The organism is Pseudomonas sp. FSL R10-0056, from assembly GCF_009600105.1.
In the GTDB taxonomy this organism is placed as follows: Bacteria; Pseudomonadota; Gammaproteobacteria; order Pseudomonadales; family Pseudomonadaceae; genus Aquipseudomonas; species Aquipseudomonas bubulae.
In genome coordinates this window covers 1-16,058 of sequence record NZ_WIWL01000236.1, presented here as the reverse complement: position 1 = coordinate 16,058, position 16,058 = coordinate 1, and the positions used below count along the sequence as shown (strand labels likewise).

The window sequence follows — 16,058 nt, the reverse complement described above, 5'->3', positions numbered from 1 at the left end:
TGCGCAGCGAACAATCGACCAGCGAGCAGCGCACTGCCAGCAACGGCCCGCAAGGCGTGCCGTTGCTGGCAGTGCGCTGCTCGCTGGTCGATTGTTCGCTGCGCAGGGCTGGCTGGTCGGGGTTGAACTGCTCGGAGGTGGACTCGACCGCACTGAAATCAACATCGGCCGACACTTCGGCCTTGTAGCGGTCATTGCCCAGCACCGGCTGCAGAATGTTGTGCACGCGCTGGGTAAGCATGCCTTCCATGCGGCGACTGTAGTCGAACTGCTTGCCGGCCATGGTCAGCTCGGAATTTTCACCCTGATCCGACAGCAGATTGCCTTTTTGGTCGACCACGGTGATCTGCGACTTGCTCAACTCGGGCACGCTGGTAGCCACCAGGTTGACGATCGCCAGCACCTGCCCAGGCTCCAGCGAGCGGCCCGAGTACAGCTCTACCAGTACCGAAGCGCTGGGTTTGCGCTCATCACGGACAAACACCGAGCTTTTCGGAATGGCCAGGTGAACCCGCGCGCCCTTGACGTTGTTGAGGCTGGAAATGGTCCGTGCCAGCTCGCCTTCAAGCCCACGACGATAGCGTGTGGCCTCCATAAACTGGCTGGTGCCCAGGCCCTGGTCCTTGTCGAGAATCTCGAAACCGATATTGCCGTCGGTGGGCGTCACGCCTGCGGCGGCCAGCTTGAGGCGGGCACGGGAGACGTCATCGGCCTTGACCAGCAAGGCGCCAGAATTAGGTTCGACGGTGTAGGCAATGTCTGCAGCGGCCAGGGTTTCCATGACCTGCTTGGCATCCATACCGGCCAGGCTGCCGTACAGCGGCCGGTAGTCGGGTTGCTGGGACCACAGCACCACGGCAAAACCAATCGCCACGCTCGCCGCCAGACCGACCATCAGGCCGACCTGACGCAGCATGGTCATGTCGCCCAGATTGTCGAGAAAGGTCAGGCCAAACAGCGGTTTGCCGCCTGCGCCTGCTTTGGCCGGAACGTTATCCGGGAGTGCATCTGCCATGACTTGATATCGCCCTTAAACCGGCATCTGCATGATGTCTTGGTAAGCCTGAACCAGCTTGTTACGTACTTGGGTCAAGGCCTGAAAGGAAACGCTGGCCTTCTGGGAGGCGATCATCACGTCAGTCAGGTCGACACCGCTTTTACCGATCTCGAACGCATTGGACAGCTGACTCGACGCCTGCTGGGTTTCGCTGACCTTGTTGATCGCATTACCGAGCATGTCGGAGAAGCTGCTGGCACCCGCTTCGGGAGCGGCCTGCACAGCCGATTTCGGTTGTGCCATGGCGTCCATCTGCATGGCCCGCATGTCCAACATCAATCGATTAAATTCAATACCTTGGCTCATGGACCAGTGCCTCCGACGACCCGCATTTTTTTGACACTTTCACAGCGCATATTGAGGTGTAGCAACAAGGGTGCCAGCTCCTTGCCGTTTTATAACAATTAACGTTACAAAACGTCGCAGACAAGGATAACACCTGCCCCTGCGGGAGCGGGCTTGCCCGCGATTTAATCGACGCGGTGAATCAGGCGCTGCGCGGTGATGCCTTCGCGGGCAAGCCCGCTCCCACAGGGGTTTAGTGACGCTCTCAGGTGGCAGCAAACAAATAAGCCTCAACATCCATCCCCGCATCACGCATTTGCGCCAGCTTGTAGCGCAAGGTGCGCGGGCTGATGCCCAGACGCTCGGAAGCTTCCTTGCGTCGCCCGCGCTCGGCACGCAAGGTGTCGATAATCATCTGGAACTCACGCCGGCGCAGATCATCGCCCAAGCCGCCCGCCGACTCCACAACTTCCACCGCCAGCGGCTCAGGGCGCGTCAATGGCGGTAAAGGTGCACAGGCCACAGGCCCGGCCAGGCAAAAATCTGCCGCCTCGATCAAGCCGCGCTGCTGCAAGATTAGCGCCCGTTGAATCGCGTTATCCAGTTCGCGCACGTTGCCCGGCCACGGGTATGCACTCAGGCACGCCTTGGCATCGGGCGAAAACCCTACAGCAGTGTGCTTCATTTTGCTGATGTGTTTGGCCAGCAGCCGCTCTGCCAGCGGCAGGATATCGGCGATGCGCTCACGCAACGGCCTCCAGGCCAGGGGGAATACCGAAAGGCGGTAGTACAGATCTTCGCGAAAACGCCCCGCTGCCACCTCCCCCGCCAGGTCGCGGTTGGTGGTGGCGACAACACGGATATCCAGCGCAACCGGCTTGCGCCCGCCCACCCGTTCAACTTCGCGCTCTTGCAATACGCGCAGCAGCTTGGCCTGCAAACCCAAGGGCATTTCGGAAATTTCATCCAGCAGCAAGGTGCCGCCATCAGCCTGCTCGAACTTGCCGGCCTGGGCGGCAATGGCGCCGGTGAAGGCGCCTTTTTCATGACCAAACAGGGTCGCCTCGAGCATATTGTCGGGGATCGCCGCACAATTGATCGCCACAAACGGCCGATCCATCCGATGGGAATGCTGGTGGATATAACGGGCCAGCACCTCTTTGCCAGTGCCCGACTCGCCCGAGATCAGTACCGTGGCATCACTGCGCGCCACCCGTGCCGCCAGCTCCAGCAACTGTGCGCTGGCCGGTTCCACCGCCACCGGCCCTTCGCTGTCGGCCACGCCGAGGCTGCCCAGAGCATGGCGGGCCACCAGATCGAGCAAGGCTTTGGGCTCGAACGGCTTGACCAGATAATCCACCGCCCCTTCACGCATGGCATCCACCGCCCGCTCCACCGCACCGTGAGCCGTCATCAGCAGCACCGGCAATTGCGGCTGGCAGGCGCGCAGGCGGGCCAGCAACTGATGGCCATCCATACCGGGCATATTGACGTCACTGATCACCAGGCTGAACGGCTCCAGCATCACCGCAGCCAGGGCTTCTTCCCCCGAACAGACGGCGCGAAAACCGTGACCTGCCAGCAACAGTGTGTCTGCCAGGGCCTCACGCAACGCATGGTCGTCCTCGACCAACAGCACGTTAATTCGCATCACCATCAGTTTGCCTCCGCTACAACGGGAATCAGCGGCAAGCTAAGCAAGGCACAGGTGCCACGCCCCAGCCGCGAACGTAATTGCAATTGCCCCTGGTGCGCACGCACCACGGCATTGACCACCGCGAGGCCCAGACCTGTACCAGTGGCCTTGGTGGTGAAAAACGGCTCGCCCAGGCGCGCCAGCACTTGCGGCTCAATGCCACTGCCGTTGTCGCTGACACACACCCTTAAACTGTTGTCACGGCGATACAGATGCACCTTGAGCCGCACCTGTGGCGTACCGGCTTGCAGGGCGTTTTCGATCAGGTTGAGCAGCGCGCCGACCAGGGTGTCGCGATTGCACAGCAACTGCCCCGTGTAGGCATCGCACTGCCAGCGGATCGCCACACCCTGCACATGGGTTTGCGCGGCGGCTTGCAGGGCCTGCATCAATACTTTGGGGGTGACCCTGTCCGTAAGCGGCAGTTCGCCACGCGCAAACACCAGCATGTCGCGCACCTGATGCTCCAGCTCGTGCAGGCGCTCCTTGAGACGCCCGGCGAAGCGCTGCTGGGTTTCCACCGGCAGCGCCTGCTCGGTGAGATGACTGGCGTAGATCAGCGCCGCCGACAGCGGCGTACGAATCTGGTGGGCCAGGGAAGCAACCATGCGCCCCAGAGACGACAGGCGCTCATGGCGGGCGAGCTGGTCTTGCAGGCGCCGGGTTTCTGTCAGGTCATTGAGCAACACCAGTTGCCCGGGCTCAGGGTCAAGCGAACGGGTGGCAATCGACAGGCGCCGACCGTCCTTGAGCGATACTTCGTGGCCGTCGTCTTCCCGAGGTGCAAAACAGCGGGCAATCACATGGCGCCACAACTCGCCTTCCAGCGGCAGGCCCAACAGCTCGCAGGCTGCGGGGTTGGCCTCGCGCACGCGACCACGATCATCAATCACGATGATCCCGCCAGGGAGCAGATCAAGCAGGTGTTGCAAGCGATTGGCCAGCCGCTCTTTCTCTGCAAGCTCGGCCATGCGCTGCGCACTGACCACTGCCAGCTCGCCGGTCAGCTCCGAGACGCGGGCTTCCAGCAGACTGTAGGGATCGGGGGCCGAGGACAACTGGACGGCGGCTTGAGGCATGGGGCGTACTCGCTTGGCTGACCGTCATAAAACGGTCCGTTAGACCAAGCGAAGCAATACCCGTGCCTGAATAGCTAACACAAGCGAACCGCTATGCCAGCCCCGGCTTATGTGGGAGCGGGCTTGCTCGCGATTTGGGCGTCTCGCAGTGTCAGGAATAACGCGGTGATGCTATCGCGAGCAAGCCCGCTCCCACAAAGTCACGCGTCAATCATCTGCCTGCTCTTCACCTTCGCGACGACTCATGCCGTACTTGCGCATTTTCTCGACCAGGGTGGTACGACGAATCCGCAGACGCTCTGCCGCCCGCGCCACAATTCCGTTGGCGTCGTCGAGCGCCTGCTGGATCAGACCTTGCTCCAGCCCGCCAAGGTAATCCTTGAGGTCCAGCCCTTCAGGCGGCAGCATCGCGTTGGCACTGGCCACGAAGTCGGTAGTGGCATTGTTGATCGCCACACGCTCTTCCATATCGCTGCGCAGGCTGTCGACCAGTTGCTCGTCCTCGTCATCCACGTAGCGGAATTTTTTCGGCAGCTCAACGACGCCAATCACCCCGTACGGATGCATGATCGCCATGCGCTCCACCAGGTTGGCCAGTTCGCGAACGTTGCCCGGCCATGCATGACGGCACAACGACATGATGGCGGCGGAATTGAAGCGGATCGAACCGCGTTTTTCGTGCTCCATGCGCGAAATCAGCTCGTTCATCAGCAACGGAATATCTTCGACCCGCTCACGCAGCGGTGCCATTTCAATCGGGAATACGTTGAGGCGGTAGTACAGGTCTTCGCGGAAGGCCCCGACTTCAATCATGCTTTCAAGGTTTTTGTGGGTGGCGGCAATGATCCGCACATCGGCACACTGGGTCTTGTTGCTGCCCACACGCTCAAATGTACGTTCCTGCAACACACGCAACAGCTTGACCTGCATCGGCAGCGGCATATCGCCGATTTCGTCGAGGAACAGGGTGCCGCCATTGGCCAGCTCAAAACGCCCGGCACGGCTGGTGATGGCCCCGGTAAAAGCGCCCTTCTCATGGCCAAACAGCTCACTTTCCAGCAGCTCGGCAGGAATCGCCCCACAGTTGACCGGCACAAACGGCGCATCGCGACGCTTGGAGTGGTAGTGCAGGTTGCGCGCCACCACTTCCTTGCCGGTGCCGGACTCACCGAGGATCAGCACGCTGGCATCGGTATCGGCCACTTGCTGCATCATCTGGCGCACATGCTGGATCGCCCGGCTGGTACCGACCAGACTGCGGAACAGGTTGGGCTCGCGATGACGGCCGCGCTCGCGGGCCTGGTCATACATCTCGCGATAGACCTGGGCACGGTGCAGGGAATCAAGCAATTTGCTGTAGCTGGGGGGCATTTCGAGGCTGGACAACACCCGGCGGCGCTGGTCTTCAGGCAGGTCGAGAGAAGAAACTTCACCTAAAAGCATGATCGGCAGGAACTGATCCCACGCGGCCAGTGTCTTAAGCAGTCCTGATAGGCCACCGGCAGTACTCACGGTGCCGACCAGCACGCAAAGCACTTCGCGACTGGACGGCAAGGCACTGACAGCCTGCTCCCATTCGTGGCTGGGGCTGGTCAGATTTTCTTCGCCAAGAAAATTCAGGATCACCGCCAAATCACGGCGGCGGACGCTATCGTCATCGATCAGCAGGATTTTGGTTTCACGCCACATGCAATAGCAACTTCCCTAGTCAACTCAATGCCCCGGATGGCAGGACATATGTAGACGTCCTAACCCTGTTGGATATCTAAGACGACTGAATACAGAATAACGTGCTAGTTAAGTCAAAAAACTGTGCCGAGTCAAATTTATGGCGGTTTAAAACGCAATTAACCACATATTCTTTAGGCCTTAACCGAATAGATGGTAAACCTTTGACGCATTTTTTGCTTGGTTGATCTGCCCCATCTGCTCAACGACTGCCTGGCGCTCATCAGTAGCCGCCTCCAGCAACATGCGATACACCACCAATAACCCCTCCAGATTTTCGCGCAAAACAGCCTCGTCCAGTGGCGCTTCGTCCAGCACATTCTCGACACACACCCGACAGGCCGAATCCAGCTCGCCGATGGCATCCCAGTTGCGCTCGGCCAGGGCATCAATCAGCGCTTCGCGGGTTTCCTGAATACGTTGCAGTTGGCTCATGACGCACTCCTCTGGCTTATTGCGGGGCGATGGCATCCCAACCACTTTTTACAGTGATCAGCAGGCGCGCCACTTCATCGATGATTTCCGGGTCGTTCTTGGCATTGGCCAGGGTCAGGCGCACGGCCATGTACTCGTACAGGCTGTCCAGTTGCTCCAGCGCGGCCTTGTCATCGGTCTTTTCTTCATCCAGGCCCTGACGCAGGCCGGTGATGATATCGATGGCCTTGGTAATCAGCATGGCCTTCTGCGGGATATCACCACGGCTCATCGCGCCCTTGGCCTGGGCCATACGGTCCAGACCGCCTTCCATCAACATCTGAATCAGACGATGGGGGCTGGCTTCGGAGATTTGAGCGTGGGAATTAACCTTCTGATACTGACGAAGGGCGCGCATCGGGTTCATGTTCTTACCTCATTACGGTGTCAGGCAAAAATGCTTGGTTCTTGATCTTTTTATCGACTGCAGCGCCCAAAGCTTTAGCGGCCAGGGCGCGGCAAATCAGTCGGATTTAGGGTTATTCAAGGAATTGAGCGTGGTCATGATGCTGGAACTGCTGGCGTTGATTTTGGCGATCAAACCATCCATGGCCGTGTACTTGGCCGTCAGGGTGGTTTTCATCGACTCCATGCGCCGGTCCAGGTCCGCCTGCTGGGTGGTCAGGTCGGTGAGCTTGGTGTTCAGGTCCGTGGCGCGAGTGGCCAGCAAACCCGAGCTGCCGACATAACTCTCGGTGGCCTTGGTCATGCGCGTGATCAGACCGGTGTCACCGGTAAACACCTTAGCAATCTCGATCGCGCCATTGGGGGTTGCCACCGCGGCTTTCCACTTGGTGTCATCGAGGGTCAGCAGGCCGGTTTTCTGGTCGGTGCTGATGCCCATTTGCGCCAGGTTACCAACACTCGAAGTCCCGGAGTTTTGCAATAACTCGCCGCGCAGGCCGTTGACTAGCTGGCGCATCGACGCATCACCCGTCAGGGCGCCCGAGGTGGTGGTTGCCGCGTCACCGGTGGCGGTGACCTTGGTCTGGGTATTGATGCTGGTCAGCAGCGCATTGTAGGCCGTGACAAACGACTGCACCGAGGTCTTCAGGGTGTCGGTATTGGAGGCCACGGTGATGGTGGAGGCCTTGGTATCGAGCAGCTCCAGGGTCACGCCGCTGATGGCAGAGGTGACCGTATTGCTCGACGATTCCATGGCAATGTCATCGATGGTGTATTCGGCATTCACCGGCGGTTTACCGGCGCTATAGCCAGTGGCCAGCTCCGAATCACCGCTGATGGTGATATCGGTGCCCTTGCCCGTGGTCTGCGAGCCGATCACCAGGCGCGAGCCGTTGGCGTCAGTCAGCACGTTGGCGCTGATGCCCTTGGACTGCAGCTGGGTGTTGATGGCATCGCGAGTCTGCTGCATGGTCGCGCCAGCCGGGATCTTGACGTCATAGCTGTCACCGGACTGGGAAATGGTCAGGGTCTGGTCTTGCTCGCTGGAGTTGACCGACGCCGACGCACCGCCTTCAAACACCTTACTGGTGATTTTCGAAGAGGTCGCCAACTGAGTGACGTTCAGCGCGTACTTGCCGCTGGACGCCTTGTCATCGATGGTGACCTTGGAAATTTTCTCGTCCGTGGACGAAGCGGTCAAACCGTTGAAACTGGAGACGCTGTTGAGCTTGGCAATGGCTGTGCGATAGCTTTCCAGCGACGCTTTCACCGTGCCCACGGCGGACAGCTGAATGGTGGTGTCTTTTTGTTGCGCGGTAATCTGGCTTTGCTTGGGTGCTTTTTCAGCATCAACCAAGGCTTTCACAATCCCGATGGTGTCAAAACCCGAACCGACGCCGGTAATCGTAGAACTGGCCATCTGTATTCTCCTTGTCCGGTGGCTACCGCTTTATTGACGAAGCAAGTGCCAAGACTGCAGGCAGCTTCACAATTCGTGCCACCTTCAAGCAGTAAATGCTGAAAAAACAAAAGGGCACGTAAACGCGCCCTTTTGTTCTCAACCCAGCGCTGAAATTACTGAAGCAGTTTCATGACAGCGGAAGGCAGCTGGTTAGCCTGGGACAGGATCGCGGTGGATGCCTGTTGCAGGGTTTGCTGCTTGGTCAGCTCGGCGGCTTCGGAAGCGAAGTCAGTATCCTGAACACGACCCAGTGCAGCGGTGGAGTTCTCGGAAATGCTCTGCAGGTTAGCCACGGTGCTGGTGAAACGGTTTTGTACGGCACCCAGGGCGGAACGTTGGGTGTCGATCTGCTGGATCGCGTCAGCCAGAGCCTGGACGGTACGCTGCGAATCTGCGGCGGACAGGATGCTCAGGTCGGCAACGGTGGTTTCTACGGTGGTGGCTGTGGTTTTGCCGGTGCCAGTACCCGCCTGGGATGCAGCGGTCAGACCCAAGGCTTCCAGGCCAGTACCCGCAGCACCATCTTTGACGGTGATATCTTTGTTGGAGAACAGCTTCAGAGTGCCGTCCGTGTTCTTGCTGGCGGTTACACCGGTGCTGGCGCTGTTGATCGAGGAAACGATCGAATCAGCGGAATCACCCTTCTTGAACTTGACTTCAACGCCATTCAGCTCGATCGAGGTGTCAGCGATCAATTTAGCCTGAGAAGTACCGGCCGACAGACCCAACTGAGCCAGCGAACCACCAGCGGTGTTGGTCAGCTTGATGTCATTGCCATCGGTGGAGGTCAGTTCAACACGGCCTTCAGAGTTGAAGGTAGCGGACTTGATGCCTTCAATCGCGCTCATCTTGTCGATGACTTGAGAAACGGTGTTAGTCTTGGTCCACGAAACGGACTTGCCGTTGATTGCGATCTCGCCCGCGGTACCCATGGCAGAACCGGCTGCTTTAGGCGTCGTGGTGGTGTTCGCTGTGGTGTTGGCCGAAGTAGCGGTCAGACCGGATTTTGCCGCGTCAGCACCACCTACGACGATTGCGGCAGGTGAGGTAAGGCTCATAACACCTGTACCCTCATCAAAAGTTGCCACAACGTTTGCACCGGCATTAGAGATAGATGTAGCCAGGGCCGCACCGGTCATGCCGTTAGATACAGTAATCTTCTTGCCGTTAACCGTTATATCGTCTGTACTCGCCATGACTGATGCGCCACCACCAGTAGCTTTCAGGGTATTAACAGCAGCACCTGTGGCTACGGCACCAGTCGTTGTCAGAATTGGTGTGGCACTCAGACCGGCCTTGTCAATGTTTGCCCCCCCCATAGTGATGGCAGAAGAGGAAGTCAGCGTCAATTTGCCGTCTGTTTCACTCCATGAGGCCTGAACGGTGCTATCAGCCTTGGTGATTGCAGCAGCCAGAGCCTCACCTTTCATGCCATCTGTCAGCGCGACCGCCTTACCGTTAACGGTAATTTTATCGGTCTCAAGAATGTCGGAAGTACCCGCCGTCTGCAGCTTAGTAACTTGCGCGCCAGTTCCTACAGCAGAAGTAACAGTACGAGTAGTAGTCGTGGTAGTAGCAGTCGACAGCGCGCTACCAACAGATGAAGCCGACAGATTTGTCATCGCAGCGCCATTCACCGACGCTTCACTGTAAGACCCCTTCAAACCAGTAGCGCTGATATCAGTCATACCAAACGAAATGGTCTGGTTAGCGTCAGCACCGATCTGGAAAGACTGGTTGGTGAACGAGCCATCCAGCAGGTTACGACCACCGAAAGTGGTGGTTTGTGCGATACGGGTCAGTTCACCGGTTTTCGCAGTAAATTCTTGTTGCAGGGACGCACGGTCGGCGTCGCTTTTATCACCGTTCGCGGACTGCAGGGCCAGTTCACGCAAACGTTGCAGAATATTGGTCGACTCTTGCATCGCGCCTTCAGCAGTCTGTGCAATCGACGAGCCGTTGTTGGCGTTGGCGATGGCAACGGTCATGCCTTTGGTCTGGGAAGTCAGACGGTTGGCGATCTGCATGCCGGCAGCGTCGTCTTTGGCGCTGTTGATTTTCAGGCCGGAAGACAGACGGGTCATCGAGGTGCTCAACGAGTCGCCGGCTTTGTTCAGGTTCTTCTGAACGGTCTGGGACGTGACGTTAGTGTTTACTGATAAAGCCATGACGAAATCCTCATTGGATGAATACTGCGGCTTCCGGCCCTGGCAACCGCCGGGTGTGGCCTAGAGAACCTTCGTAATGGTTATCGTCGTGAATGTCGGTTGCTTGAGGGTTATTTTGTTTTTTTTTGCAGGCAAGGGGGCCATGCCTTGTAATTCAGGGGGTTAGCGGGGCGATGAGCTGCCGGGCACCCCCCAGTGTGGGAGCGGGCTTGCTCGCGATTCGGGCGGCGTGGTGCTTCAGGCAAACCAGGGTGATGCCATCGCGAGCAAGCCCGCTCCCACAGATTCAATCAGCCCTGCCAGAAAGCAAAACGCCCATGGCTTTAGGGCCACGGGCGTTTGGTGTTTCAACGTAATGCTTACGGGCGATAGATAATCGCCGAGCCCCACGACAGGCCCACACCAAAGCCGCTCAGCGCCACGCGCTTCCAGGTGGCATCCATCACGTGCTTTTCCAGCAACAGCGGAATGCTCGACGACACGGTGTTGCCGGTCTCGACCATATCCTTGATAAATTTCTCCGGCTCGCCTTCAAAACGGCGGGCCACGGCATCAACGATGGCCGCGCTGCCCTGGTGGATGCAGAACGCGTCGATATCCTTGGAGGTCAGCTCGGACTCTTCCAGCAACTCGTTCAAGTGCGCAGGCACTTTGAGCAGCGCGAAGTTGAACACCTGGCGGCCATTCATAAAGAACACACCATCACTGACTTTCAGATGCGGCGCACCCGAACCGTCAGTGCCGAACTTAGCTTTGCCCAGCTGCCAGGGAGCGTCTTCGCCCATCCAGGTAGCGGTGGCGGCGTCACCAAAGAGCATGGTGGTGTTGCGGTCTTCCGGGTCAACGATTTTCGAGTACGGGTCGGCCGTCACCAGCAGACCGTTCTTCAGGCCCGCGGCTTCCATAAAGCCTTTCATCGCGTAGATACCGTAGACATAACCCGAGCAGCCCAGGGAGATATCAAAGGCGGCAACGTGGGTCGGCAGACCGAGCTTGTCCTGGACAATGGCCGCGGTGTGCGGCAGGCCTTCAGCGTCGCCGTTCTGGGTAACGACGATCAACGCGTCGATGGATTCGCGTTTAAGCTGAGGATTGTTGATAAACAGTGCGTTGACTGCTTCAACACACAGGTCGGAGGTTTCCTGGTCAGCGTCTTTGCGCGGCAGAAACGCCGAACCGATCTTGCCCAGAATGAATTCTTCGTCTTTGGAGAACTTCGCGCCCTGCGCGTAGTTGTCTACACCGCTTGCTGGCACGTAACTGGCGATGCTTTTAATGCCAATCATTGTGGCTTCCCAATACTAAATAGCTGGAGATCACCCGCTCACATAATCGAGGGGCGCTGACAATAAAAGGGCTTGTGTGGGTGCGTAAAAATAAACAAAACAGCCCGAAAAAGGCCCGGCACCCGCCCGTACGTTTCACACGATACAGTGAAGATGCCCGTTATGACTCATAGGTCACGCTATTTTGTGCGGTTTTATACAAAACATTACAGCCAGAAAGGCGATTTTGTGGGAGCGGGCTTGCCCGCTCCCACATTAGCCCCCCCTGCACCGCTGTTTAGAGCTGGTTGAACAGGCTCAGCTGGGAGATTTTCACGAACGCCAGTTGCGAGGCTTCAAGCATGGCTTTCTGGAACGCCAGTTCGATGGACGCCCCCGCCATGTCGGTGTTGCCGATCGCCGCCGTGGTGGAGTCGTTGGCCAGGCCCAGGCTGATATTTTCATCCGCCTGAATATCCACCGCCTTCAGGCGCGCACCAATCGAGCCGCGGGCGCTGTCAACGCCGGCACTGGCGTTTTTCAGGTTGCCGATCGCGGAGTTGATCGCGTCCTTTTGCGTTTGCTGGGCCAGCGGGTCTTTGTCGCTGGGGATTTCCAGGGCCTTGCGCAGCTGGCTGATGGTATCCAGCGCGTTCTGGCTCTGGTGGTTGTTGCGGTTGACGACAAACTGGTCGCCCGCCTGCGGTGCTCCAGCGAAGTCGAACTTGATCCCGAGCGCACCACCATCAACAGTGCCCTGGGCAATCGACTTGCTGTCGGCGCTCAGCGGCTGGGCATAGACTTCGTATTCAGTGGCGCTGGTGAATTTGATCACCGCGCCATTGCTCGGGAAACTGTCGCCGTAGACGCCGGCATCGGTCACTGTCGACTCGGTGAGCTGTGCAGTCGAGCTGTTGCCCGGCGTGCGCGAGGCGTTGATGGTGTCCGCCTTGGCCTCAAGTGTAAAGCTGCGCCCCGCCACGAACGCATCCCGCTCAGCCGCTGGTACGTCCTTGAGATTGGGGGTGATATCGAACGACACGCCGCGCAGGCTGATGCTCTGCGAGCCATCCTTGGTCGGGTCGAACACCCCGTTGCCCGCCACCTGCGAGGTCAGGTCATTGCCGTCACGGTCAGTCAGGGTGTACTCGGTGCTGCTGCTGAATTTCAGCGTATAGGGCTGGCCTTCGGCGAAACTCTTGTTGAACACCGCGCTTGACGTGACCAGACCGGCAGACACCGAGAGCTTGCCGTCATTGACGGTCGGCTCGCCATTGGCATCCACGCCAGGCACAAAAGTCGCCTGGGTACGCCCGGTGTTGGTCGCGCCTTCCATGATGCTTCTGGCCGTGTCGCTGCTGGCCAGGGCCAGGGTGTCGGAAACCTTGAGGTTGAGCTGGGTATCGTCGCCCTGATAGCTGTAGGTGCCATCATTGTTGCGGGTGTATGGCGGGGTGTCGGTTTTGGAGCCGGAGAACATATAGCTGCCCGAGGCGTCCTTGCTGTTGAGCAGGCTGAACACCTGTTCTTCAATGCTGCCCAGTTCGTTGGCGATGGCGCCGCGGTCGGCATCACTGATCCCGCCACCGGCGCGCAGAGCCAGCTCACTGGCCTTTTGCAATGAGTTATTGATGCTGTCGAGCACCGCTTCCTGAGCACCCAGCGACGACTTGATGCTGTTCATATTGGTGCTGTACTGCGCCAGCATGTCTTTTTGCTGCTGCAATTGCAGCAGGCGCGCCGCACCTACCGGGTCATCGGCAGCGGTCTGGATGCGCACGCCAGAGTCGATCTGGCTCTGGGTCTTGATCACCGACGAGAAGTTGTTCTGGTAGGTGGCACTGGTCGATTCAAAAAACTGCGAAGTTGAAATACGCATCGTCGCGGGCTCCCTTAAAGACTGTTGATCAGCGTGCTGAAGGTTGCTTGCGCCGCTTTGATGATCTGCGACGAGGCGGTGTAGTACTGCTGGAACTTGACCAGGTTGGAGGCTTCTTCGTCCAGGTTGACCTGGGATACCGAGTTGCGCACCTCTTTGGCGTAGGCCAAAGCCGCGCCATTGGCGGTGCCGTCGACCGCCGCCTGGCTGGCTTTACCGCCCACCTTGGACACCAACTGACTGTAGGAAGTAGCCATGCTGACGCCGCCAGTGCCGTCCTTGCCTACGCCCACTGTGGCCTTGGTTTGCAGGCCCAGCAGTTCGTTCGCGTTGCGGTTGTCGGCCTTGCCGTCCTTGTTGAACTTGATATCGAAGCTGTCGCCCTTGCCCGGCGAACCGCTGATCACCGTGTCGAACCCCACGTTTGTGGTGGTGCCATCAGCGTTGGTGACGGGGACGCTGATCGTGACCTTGTTGTCCTGGCCCGGCACGATGCTGCCCTTGCCGATTTCCTTGCCGGCCTCGTTCAGTACCCGGTAGCTCTGGGTGCCATCCGCGCTGGCTTCGTCAAAGGCAATGCGCACCGGCATGGCGCCTTCAATATCGCTTTGCGCTTTGCCCAGATTGACGCCGCCGTAGATATCCAGCGCTGACGACAGATTGAGGCTACCCACTGCACCCGTACCGGTATTGGAGCTGCCCGGGCCAGCCACCAGCGGCCCGGCAAATGCCAATTTATTGGCATCGCTCATTTGCACGCCGATATTGCCTGCACCACTGCGGGTGGGGCTGACCTTGAACGCGTCGCCAGCGGTCATCGGGCCGCCCTTGAGATCCAGGGTGAAACCGTCAATGACCTTGGCCGGGGTGTCCGTGGTAGCGAACGCCCCCATATCGGTGCCGTCGGAGCGCTTGACCGAGTACTCGGTGGCGCTGGTGAACGTGACCTGATAGTCGTAGGCGGTCAGCGCGCCGCTGTCAGCGATGCTGACATTGAAGTTGCCTGCGCCAATATTTCCGGTCGCCGCCTGGCTGCGCTGGCTGATGGCCGTGGCACTGTTGATGCTGTTGAACAACGACGAGCCGAACTCGCCATTGGCATCCAGGCCCTGGCCCAGCTGCTGGTTGATCGCATCGGCGACCACAATGGCTGTACGGCCCAAATCGTTCATCGCCGGGGCCAGCACATCGTCGCGGTAACGCAGCAGGCCGCCGATCTTGCCGCCACTGATCACCGAGGTCACATCCGAACTCGATTGCTGGAAGTTGACCTGGATGCTGTATTGGCTTTTATCGACCTTGCCCGGCACCGCCGAAATCGTGTTCGAGGTGCTGCCCTGCACCAGCGATTGGCCGGTACCCAGGGTAATGTCGTAGACGTTGTCGTGCTCCTGAACCGTCACCCCGACCAGCTCGTTGAGGCTGCGCACGGCTTCGTTACGCGCATCCAGCAGGTTGTTCGGCGTATTGCCAGCCGTGGTGGCCTGGGCGATCTGCTTGTTCAGCGAAGCAATGGTGGCCGTGTGCTGGTTGACCATCGAAGTCAGGGTGTCCAGCTGGCTGTTGATGCCTTCGTTCTGCTGGTTGAGCTGGGTCGAAATCGAGTTGAAGCGGTTGCTCAGGGTTTGCGCACTGGTCAGCAACAACTGCCGCGCGGACACATCACCGGGCGCCGCGGCGGCAGTTTGCAATGAGCTGAAAAAGCTGCTCAGGGCTGCCGATACGCCCGTGTTTTTATCCGACAGCAGTTTGTCGACCGTGCCGATCTGGTCGAGATAAGCCTGGGCATCGCCATTGAGCGAGGTGGTGGTTTGCAACTGGGCGTCGAGGTAGGAGTTGTACACGCGGCGCACGTCGGCCAGGGTGGTGCCGGTGCCGATAAACACCCCGCCCACCTGTTGCGACGCGGCGCTGCCCTGGACGATCTGCTGACGCGAATAGCCCGAGGTATTGGCGTTGGCAATGTTGTTGCCGACGGTCGCCAATGCGCCCTGACTGGCGTTGAGCCCCGACATCCCGATGTTGATCAAACTCGCCATGGTTCAAACCTTATAAATTCGTGAGAGAACCCGTCGAGGCGTAGCTCTGGTAGGTTTTCATTTGCTTGGCTATCTGCGAAATCTTGCTCGCGTACTCAGGGTCGGTTGCGTAACCGGCCTTCTGCAATTCGCGTACAAACTGCTCCGGTTTATCGGCCGCATTGAGCACTTCTTTATAACGATTGTTGCTCTGCAACAGCGTCACCAGATCATGGAAGCTGTCCTGATAGGAATCGTAGGAACGGAATTCCGCTGTCTCCTTGACCATCTGCCCGCCCCTGAACTCGCTGGTGATGGCCCGCGCCTGGGCGCCCTGCCAACTGCCGGTGGCCTTGATGCCGAACAGGTTGTGGCTGCTGCTACCATCTTGCTGGCGCATCACCGACTTGCCCCAGCCGGTTTCCAGTGCGGCTTGCGCCACCAGGTACAGCGGGTCGACGCCGATGCGGTCGGCGGCCTGTTGCGCCATCGGCAACATGGTGGCGACAAACGCATCCGGCGACTCGAAGGCCTGTTTGGCC

The 16,058-nt window shown here is 58.9% G+C and carries 13 protein-coding genes; all 13 read right to left on the bottom strand.

The features are described from left to right. Positions 1–1,015, bottom strand: a 1,015-nt coding sequence (gene fliF, locus GHO42_RS23875; protein ID WP_153384198.1) for a flagellar basal-body MS-ring/collar protein FliF, incomplete at its 3' end; no start/stop codon positions are given. Between the two features lie 15 nt (positions 1,016–1,030). After that, complete coding sequence (fliE, locus tag GHO42_RS23870; RefSeq protein ID WP_016781577.1) at positions 1,031–1,363, bottom strand: flagellar hook-basal body complex protein FliE; 333 nt, start codon at positions 1,361–1,363, stop codon at positions 1,031–1,033. 244 nt (positions 1,364–1,607) lie between these two features. Then, positions 1,608–2,993 carry a sigma-54 dependent transcriptional regulator gene (locus GHO42_RS23865; protein ID WP_153328794.1) on the bottom strand — a complete coding sequence of 462 codons (1,386 nt, stop codon included), beginning with the start codon at positions 2,991–2,993 and terminating at the stop codon, positions 1,608–1,610. Between the two features lie 5 nt (positions 2,994–2,998). Next, positions 2,999–4,117 carry a PAS domain-containing sensor histidine kinase gene (locus GHO42_RS23860; protein ID WP_095002616.1) on the bottom strand — a complete coding sequence of 373 codons (1,119 nt, stop codon included), beginning with the start codon at positions 4,115–4,117 and terminating at the stop codon, positions 2,999–3,001. A gap of 207 nt (positions 4,118–4,324) precedes the next feature. Next, complete coding sequence (locus GHO42_RS23855) at positions 4,325–5,806, bottom strand: sigma-54 dependent transcriptional regulator (RefSeq protein WP_153328787.1); 1,482 nt, start codon at positions 5,804–5,806, stop codon at positions 4,325–4,327. 180 nt (positions 5,807–5,986) lie between these two features. Continuing rightward, a complete protein-coding gene (locus GHO42_RS23850; RefSeq protein ID WP_095002618.1) occupies positions 5,987–6,280 on the bottom strand; it encodes a flagellar protein FliT in 294 nt (97 codons plus the stop codon). A 16-nt stretch (positions 6,281–6,296) separates the two neighbouring features. Then, entirely contained in the window at positions 6,297–6,686 is a 390-nt protein-coding gene (gene fliS / locus GHO42_RS23845) for a flagellar export chaperone FliS (protein ID WP_016781581.1), read from the bottom strand. Positions 6,687–6,782: 96 nt separating this feature from the next. Beyond that, a complete protein-coding gene (gene fliD / locus GHO42_RS23840; RefSeq protein ID WP_133143738.1) occupies positions 6,783–8,144 on the bottom strand; it encodes a flagellar filament capping protein FliD in 1,362 nt (453 codons plus the stop codon). 155 nt (positions 8,145–8,299) lie between these two features. Beyond that, positions 8,300–10,354 carry a flagellin gene (locus GHO42_RS23835; protein WP_153328789.1) on the bottom strand — a complete coding sequence of 685 codons (2,055 nt, stop codon included), beginning with the start codon at positions 10,352–10,354 and terminating at the stop codon, positions 8,300–8,302. 359 nt (positions 10,355–10,713) lie between these two features. Then, positions 10,714–11,640: a ketoacyl-ACP synthase III gene (locus GHO42_RS23830; protein WP_095002622.1), complete on the bottom strand. Its 927-nt coding sequence runs from the start codon at positions 11,638–11,640 to the stop codon at positions 10,714–10,716. A gap of 277 nt (positions 11,641–11,917) precedes the next feature. Continuing rightward, the gene (locus GHO42_RS23825) at positions 11,918–13,498 is read right to left on the bottom strand and encodes a flagellar hook-associated protein 3 (RefSeq protein WP_153328791.1); all 1,581 of its coding nucleotides are present in this window, start codon (positions 13,496–13,498) and stop codon (positions 11,918–11,920) included. Positions 13,499–13,512: 14 nt separating this feature from the next. Further along, entirely contained in the window at positions 13,513–15,537 is a 2,025-nt protein-coding gene (gene flgK / locus GHO42_RS23820) for a flagellar hook-associated protein FlgK (RefSeq protein WP_095021115.1), read from the bottom strand. A gap of 10 nt (positions 15,538–15,547) precedes the next feature. Next, positions 15,548–16,058, bottom strand: a 511-nt coding sequence (gene flgJ, locus GHO42_RS23815) for a flagellar assembly peptidoglycan hydrolase FlgJ (protein ID WP_153328793.1), incomplete at its 5' end; no start/stop codon positions are given.